Source organism: Streptomyces sp. NPDC057654 (assembly GCF_042800135.1).
GTDB lineage: Bacteria > Actinomycetota > Actinomycetes > Streptomycetales > Streptomycetaceae > Streptomyces.
In genome coordinates, this window is sequence record NZ_JBHVHQ010000517.1 from 1 (window position 1) to 6,155 (window position 6,155).

Sequence of the window (6,155 nt, forward strand, 5' to 3'; positions counted from 1 at the left end):
GCCTCGGACGAGGCGACCAAAGCCCGGACGAGGCGCTCGTTCTCCGGGGCCGGGCCGTTCGGGAAGGGGAAGCGGCGGCGGGTGAATCCGTAGGCGATGCCGTGCCGGGGGTCGGCGAAGGCCTGCTGGCCACCGGCGCCGCTGTGGCCGAACGCGCCCTGCCCCAGCACCGGATACACCTCCGACGTGGCGTGGAACCCGACCGCGAACGCCTTCTGCTCACGGTTGACCAGGTCGTAGCCGATGGACTGGATCTGCGCGAACGCGGCCGCGGTGCCCGGCTCCAGGAGCGGCGACCGGCCGTCGACTTCGCTGATCGCGGCCGCGTACATCCGGGCCAGGCCGCGCGCCGAGGCCACGCCGCCGAGCGATGCCGGGCCGAGGGCCCGTACCGCAGGGAAGTTCGGCAGCTGCCACACTTCAGGGTTGTCCGGGTGGTTCCGGTTGAAGGCGATGCCCGACAGGCTGTACGCGCCGGTCGCACGCGCGGCCAGGGCGGCCAGCCGCTCGGGGGTCGCCACCGCCGGCAGCGCGCTGAGGTAGCGGGACTCCTCGCCGGCCGCCAACCCGAGGTGGACATCCACCTCGTAGGCATCGCGGACGCGCGCGGCGAAGTGCTCCTGCACGCTCCGACCAGTGGCCCGCCGCACCACCTCACCGCTCAGCGCCCCGACGACCAGCGCGTGGTAGCCGAACGCGCTGCCCGGCCGCCAGTACGGGCGCTGCGCGCCCAGCCGTTCGGCGATGATCCGGTCGTCGGCGAGCTCATCGAGCGTGAACCCGGCGTCCGCGCCGACCAGACCGGCCCGGTGCGACAGCAGATCGCGGAGGAGGACATCCCCCTTGCCCTCCACGGCGAACTCCGGCCAGTAATGGCCGACCCGCTGGTCGAGCTCCAGCACACCGTCCTGTACGAGCAGGGCGACCACCAGGTGCGCAGCACCCTTGGTGGCCGAGTACGCGCCGAGCAGCGAATCGGCGGTGATCTCCGGGCCGGTCCACAGGTCCACGACGCGTTCGCCGTGCCGGTATGCCACGACCTGCGCGGCGTAGTCGCCGCCTTCCGCTGCCGCTGCCGCGGCGAACTCGGCTCGTACCGGCTCGAAGCCGTCGGCCACGGCGCCGTGCATCGCGTTGCTTCCGGTCATCGTTTCCTCCTCGTCCCGTGCCATCCGTCTCAATCCACGCCGTCGCGGATGCGGGTGCGGTCGCGGATGCCGCCGAGTCTAGTTCAGTTAGTGACCAGTGGTTACAAATGATGGTGTGGTGGTCGTCACCTCGTCTCTGCGCTCAATATGCATGCTGGTCAGCGGCCTGTGAGGGTCCATAATCGGTGGTGAGCCCCCAGCGGAAGCGAGCGACGTGGACCCGACACTGCCCCGGCGGATGTATCTGCTCAGCCTCTACACGGAAGCCGGCGAACCCGGCCTCGGCCGGTACCGCGGCCTGCTGATGCGCGCGGCGGCGCTGACCGAGTTGACCATCGACGGGCGGCTCGCGGACGAGAAGGGGAAGATCGCCGTACGGAACACGGGTGCGGGTGCGAGTGCGGGCGTGGACGCGGATGCGGGAGTGGACGCGGACGCCGAAGCCGACGGAGATGCCGTCGCGGAGGACGTCGCCGAGGTCGTCGCCGGCTTCGTCCTCGACGCCGATGCGCCCAGTGATCCGTTCCTCGCCGAAGCGCTGCACGAGGTGGTTGCGGACAAGCCGCGCCACTGGATCACGTTCCTGCTGCGCGACGCGCATACGGCCGAGGCCGCCGTACGGGAGCAGCTCGGCGAGACCGGAGTGATCACGGTCCGCCGAGGCAAGGCGCTCGGCGTGCTCCCCACCCGCAAGGTCACCGTCAATACCCCTGAAGAGGTACGCGCGCTGCGGGAGAAGGCGCGGAACGCGGTCCTGCTCGGCCCCGACCCGGCGACGGTCCCCTTCGACGAGGTGGCCATGGCCGTACTCGCCGCCGAGGGGGAGATCGAGAGCGTGTTCACGCTGACGGAACGCTGGAAGCACCGGAAGGCGTTCGCCGCGCTCAGCGATCACTTCGATACGGTCGTGCCGGGGCTGCGGCAGGCGCTCCGCGCGGCGGTGGCGTCGAGCAGGTCGGCCGGGGGCGGCTGGAGCCAGTGACGAGACGGGGCCGTGGCACGGCCCCTGGCGGAGCCGAATCGTATAGTCGTGGCCATGGCTGACGCCGCAACGCCCCGATCCACGCAGCGCCCCGGCGGCTCCGGCGGCCCTGGCGGTCCTGGCCGCCCTGGTCGTCCCGCGCAGATCAGCCGCGAACGCATCGTCGACGCCGCCTTCGCAACCGGCAACCTCGACTCGCTGACCATGCGCGAACTCGCCACGCGCCTCGGTGTCACCCACGGTGCCCTCTACCGCTGGGTCAAGAACCGCGACCAGCTCTTCGACCTCATCAACGAGGTCATGGTCGAACGCGTCCTCCCCGCCGACGGCCCGCGGGGCGACGACTGGCGACCGTGGCTGGCCCGCGTCGCCTGGGCCATGCACGACCAGTTCCTCGCCGTACCCGGCTACGCCACCCGCACCTCACGCCCCCACCGCCACTCCAGCGCCTTCGACCGCCTCCGGCACGAGGTCATCACCGCTTTCACCAACGCAGGCGTCGCCCCCGAATCGGCCGAGCAGAGCTGGTACATCTTCATCACCTCCCTCGTCAGCTGGCTCTCCGTCCAGGAAAACCCCCTGCACCTGGGCCGGAGCGCTCCGCGCTTCGAACTCTTCCTGGGCGTGCTGCTGCGGGGGCTGCCTGCGCGGGAGCCGGGGGCGGAGAGGGCCACGTGACTTCGGGTCGCACATCTTCCGGTACTCCGCGACGGTGCGCCGGACCGCGCGCACGGACGGCGGCGCCGACTCGTAGAACCACTGGACCGGCGCGGGAGTGAGCATCGGCAGCGACGGAAGGCCGGGCGCGTCCAGTTCGTACTGCTTGTAGAGAGGGGCCGGCGCGGGCACGATCTCGGCCGGAAACCTCCCCGGGCTGCCGTACCGGTGCGTGAGGAGGGCCCGTACCTCATGATCAACCCCTGCTGGGTAGCCTGATCCCGGACGGCTGCTTGTAGCTCACATCGACCCGTGTTCGACGTGTAGACGTGTGTGACGTGCAGGGCGCGTGTACGACGCGCACCGGCATGCGCGACGACGTGTACGAGGTGGGGGCCGGCGTCCGGCAAGGGCCGGCGGGAGGGGATGGGCGCGAGATGGGTGGCGGAGCGATGACGGCGGAGAGCGCGAAGAAGAGTCGGCTGCGGTTTCTTCCGTACGTCATTTTCGCCGCCCTGGCGCTGTGGGTGGCGGCCGAAGTCTTCTTCATCAACAACGACCCGGAGCCGGGGGCTTCTTCGCCCAAAGCCCTTGAGGAACAGGTGCTCAAGGCCGCGCGGAATGGCGACGACGACGGCCTGAAGCAGCTCTTCGTGAAGGACAGCGTCGCGGACGACTACGCGAAAGACTATCTGGACCGCTTGAACGACGCCGAGCCCAGGGGGCTGAAGGTGTCGGTTCGCGGCCACGGCGACGCCGAATTCCTGACGCTGACCGGTGAGTCGGGTAAGTCGGGCGGGCCCGCGCAAGGCGGTGCCTTGTGCACATCGTGGCAGGTGGAATCCGAGGACGGGCGCTGGCTCCTGGACGGGACACCGCCGGTCGAGACAATTCCGTGCGGAGGGTAGTGCGGGGGTGGGCAGTGCGGCCGAGGCTCTTCGCAGCATGGGCTAGACAAAGGCGCTGACGTGGTCGGCGAGGAAGGTACGGACGCCGCGCGGCGGAACTCCCGTGACGGCTTCCACGTCATCGGACCGCCAATCCGCGTCGCCTTCGGCGATGAGGCCGAACACCTGCGCATTGGAGGCCGCGACGGACTCGGGGACGCCGGCCTCGATCATGGCGGCCCGGTGCTCGGCGGGGGAGATCCGGCGGTACTCGATCTCATGCCCCAGCACGTCGGTCAGCGCCCGCGCGACATCGGCGTAGGTGATCAGCTCGGGCCCGGTCAGCAGGTACGTGCGCCCCGCGTGATCGTCCGGTGCGGCGGCGACGACTGCTGCGGTCGCGGCGACGTCGCGGGAGTCGACCATCGCGAACCGTCCGTCGCCGGCCGACATCACGAAGCCCCGCGTCTGCTTGATCACCGACGCGAAGGCGAACAGGTTCTGCATGAAGATGCTCGGCGCCAGCAGCGTGAACCCAAGCCCACTCGCCCGCAAATGTGCCTCGATCCGCGCGTGATCGCGCCGTCGGCCGACGGGCGAGGACGCGGACGCCTTGTGGTTGGTGATCTTGACGACATGCTTCACGCCCTGCCGGGCGGCGCTGTCGATGACCGCGATCTCCTGCTCCGGGACGGACGGGCTGATGAGTACGACGGTGTCGGCGCCGCGCATGGCCGCGTCGAGCGTGTCCGTACGCTCGAAATCGCCGACGGCGATATCCACCCCGGCCGGGAACGAACCTCCCGGCGCGCGGGACGGATCCCGTACCAGCGCCCTGGTGGCGAGGCCCTGCTCGGCGAGCAGCCGAACGGTCTCCGAGCCGATCTTGCCGGTAGCTCCGGTGACCACGATCACGACGTTCTCCTTGGATTGCACGGGTGTCACAGATGTCGCGCTGACCTGCACAAGCCTGGGCTACATCGGTATCGATTGTGAAGTAGGCACCGATTGGATATATAGGTACCTGATGGATACCAACCAGGTCACGTACGCGAAGAACTGCCCGTCGCGCACGGTGCTCAGCACACTCGCCAACAAGTGGTCGCTGTACGTACTCGGCGTGCTGCGCCGACAGCGCCGGCCGCTGCGCTTCACCGAGCTGCGCCGGCATGTCGAGGGCGTGACACAGAAGTCCTTGACGCAGGCGCTCCGCAACCTGGAGCGCGACGGGCTGATCAGCCGCACCGTGTACCCGACCATTCCGCCGCGCGTGGAGTACGCCCTCACGGAGCTGGGGGTCGAGGTGGGCGCGCTCACCACGGCGATCGCGGATTGGTCGAAGGACAACGCCTCGCGTGTGCAGGAGGCCCGCCGGACCTACGACAACCGCGAAACGGGAGGCGAGGACCAGCCGTAGCCCTGTAGCCCTAACAGGCTTCCCGCTCGACCTGCTCGGTCCGCTGGGCCAGGTATCTGGTCTCGGTGATGGCGCGCACAAACCCGTCCGGGTTGTCGAGCATGATGTTGTGCCCGCAGTCGGGGACGGCGACGACGGACACCCCGGCGGCGGTCAGTTCACCGGCGCCGGACAGCGGCGCGTCGTCGGCGGGCAGCAGAAAGGTCCGGGGAATGTCCAGCGCGAGCAGCTGCTCCCGCATGGTGGGTACGGAACCGGCGACGAGGTGTACGGCGCTGCGGTGCAGCGCAACCCGCCCGGCGAGCCGCATGGTGGCCCACCAGTGGCCTCCGGCCCGCGCCCGGGTCTCCTCCCAGCCGCCGCCTCTGAGGAACTCCGCCTCGGAGTAGGCGGCGATCCCCCGACTGCCTCCCGCGCCGCGCTCCGGCCGCAGCGGATCCAAATTGGCGTCCACGAGCACCAGCCGCGAGACCAGCCCCGGATACCGGCTCGCCATCACAATGGCCACCGACCCGCCCATGCTGTGCGCGACCACCTCCGCGCCGGTGACGCCCGCGGTGTCCAGCGCGGCGGCCAAGGCGTCGGCGTGAGCTTCCAGGGTGTAACTGAACCCCTCCGGCCGATCGCTGATCCCATGCCCGAGCAGATCGACCAGCAGCGCCCGCCGTCCGGCGAGCAGCGGGTGCACGGCGACCCCGGTGAAGTAGGGCCCGGAGGAAGCCCCGAGCCCGTGCACGTAAACCCGCGCGGGCTCTTCCCCCGGCAGCTCCACCCACCGGATCCGATCCCCCGCGGACGTCACGACGGCGCTGTACATGAGCAATTCCCCCTTGGACGGACCCGGGCCGGGGCCGAGATCTCACTGAAGTGCCTGAGGCTAGTGGATGGGTCTGACAACGCTGTGGCAAACCGCCTGCACTGTGCGTAAGGGCGGCTCAAATCTCGCCGCTGCGCCGGGGTGGGTTCTTCGGGTGCAGGTGCGCCTCGGACCCTTCGGGTCCACAGTGCGGGGGCGGTTGGGTGGGGCGGTATTGCGCTCGGCCGGGTGCGGGCGCGTCTCGGAC

Annotated in this window: 7 protein-coding genes; 4 read left to right on the forward strand and 3 right to left on the reverse strand. The window is 70.1% G+C overall.

Features of this window, described 5'->3' with window-relative positions:
• A partial coding sequence (locus ACFU99_RS29480; protein WP_384397799.1) for a serine hydrolase domain-containing protein occupies window positions 1-1,148 on the reverse strand: 1,148 nt, incomplete at its 3' end.
• A gap of 214 nt (window positions 1,149-1,362) precedes the next feature.
• Between ACFU99_RS29480 and ACFU99_RS29485 the strand changes: the two genes are divergently transcribed.
• The 3 genes from ACFU99_RS29485 (at window position 1,363) to ACFU99_RS29495 (ending at window position 3,695) form a co-directional block, all read left to right on the forward strand.
• Entirely contained in the window at window positions 1,363-2,130 is a 768-nt protein-coding gene (locus ACFU99_RS29485; protein ID WP_384397801.1) for a GPP34 family phosphoprotein, read from the forward strand.
• A 54-nt stretch (window positions 2,131-2,184) separates the two neighbouring features.
• Window positions 2,185-2,808 (forward strand): TetR/AcrR family transcriptional regulator, encoded by a 624-nt coding sequence (locus ACFU99_RS29490; protein ID WP_384397803.1) that lies wholly within the window; start codon window positions 2,185-2,187, stop codon window positions 2,806-2,808.
• Window positions 2,809-3,155: 347 nt separating this feature from the next.
• Window positions 3,156-3,695, forward strand: a complete 540-nt coding sequence (locus ACFU99_RS29495) for a hypothetical protein (protein WP_384397805.1) — start codon at window positions 3,156-3,158, stop codon at window positions 3,693-3,695.
• A 42-nt stretch (window positions 3,696-3,737) separates the two neighbouring features.
• Here ACFU99_RS29495 and ACFU99_RS29500 read toward each other — a convergent pair whose 3' ends face one another.
• Window positions 3,738-4,589, reverse strand: a complete 852-nt coding sequence (locus ACFU99_RS29500) for an SDR family oxidoreductase (protein ID WP_384397807.1) — start codon at window positions 4,587-4,589, stop codon at window positions 3,738-3,740.
• A 112-nt stretch (window positions 4,590-4,701) separates the two neighbouring features.
• Here ACFU99_RS29500 and ACFU99_RS29505 point away from each other — a divergent pair, with 112 nt between their 5' ends.
• Window positions 4,702-5,091, forward strand: coding sequence for a winged helix-turn-helix transcriptional regulator (locus tag ACFU99_RS29505; RefSeq protein ID WP_384397809.1), 390 nt, complete (start codon window positions 4,702-4,704; stop codon window positions 5,089-5,091).
• A gap of 10 nt (window positions 5,092-5,101) precedes the next feature.
• On the opposite strand, the gene ACFU99_RS29510 is transcribed toward ACFU99_RS29505, so the two are convergent.
• Window positions 5,102-5,908: an alpha/beta fold hydrolase gene (locus ACFU99_RS29510; RefSeq protein WP_384397811.1), complete on the reverse strand. Its 807-nt coding sequence runs from the start codon at window positions 5,906-5,908 to the stop codon at window positions 5,102-5,104.
• Window positions 5,909-6,155 lie beyond the last annotated feature (247 nt).

Excerpts from the sequence above, each read along its gene's own strand:
- ACFU99_RS29490 (WP_384397803.1), top strand. The coding sequence starts at position 2,185 with ATGGCTGACGCCGCAACGCCCCGATCCACGCAGCGCCCCGGCGGCTCC.
- ACFU99_RS29505 (WP_384397809.1), top strand. The coding sequence starts at position 4,702 with ATGGATACCAACCAGGTCACGTACGCGAAGAACTGCCCGTCGCGCACG.
- ACFU99_RS29495 (WP_384397805.1), top strand. The coding sequence starts at position 3,156 with ATGCGCGACGACGTGTACGAGGTGGGGGCCGGCGTCCGGCAAGGGCCG.
- ACFU99_RS29510 (WP_384397811.1), bottom strand. The coding sequence starts at position 5,908 with ATGTACAGCGCCGTCGTGACGTCCGCGGGGGATCGGATCCGGTGGGTG.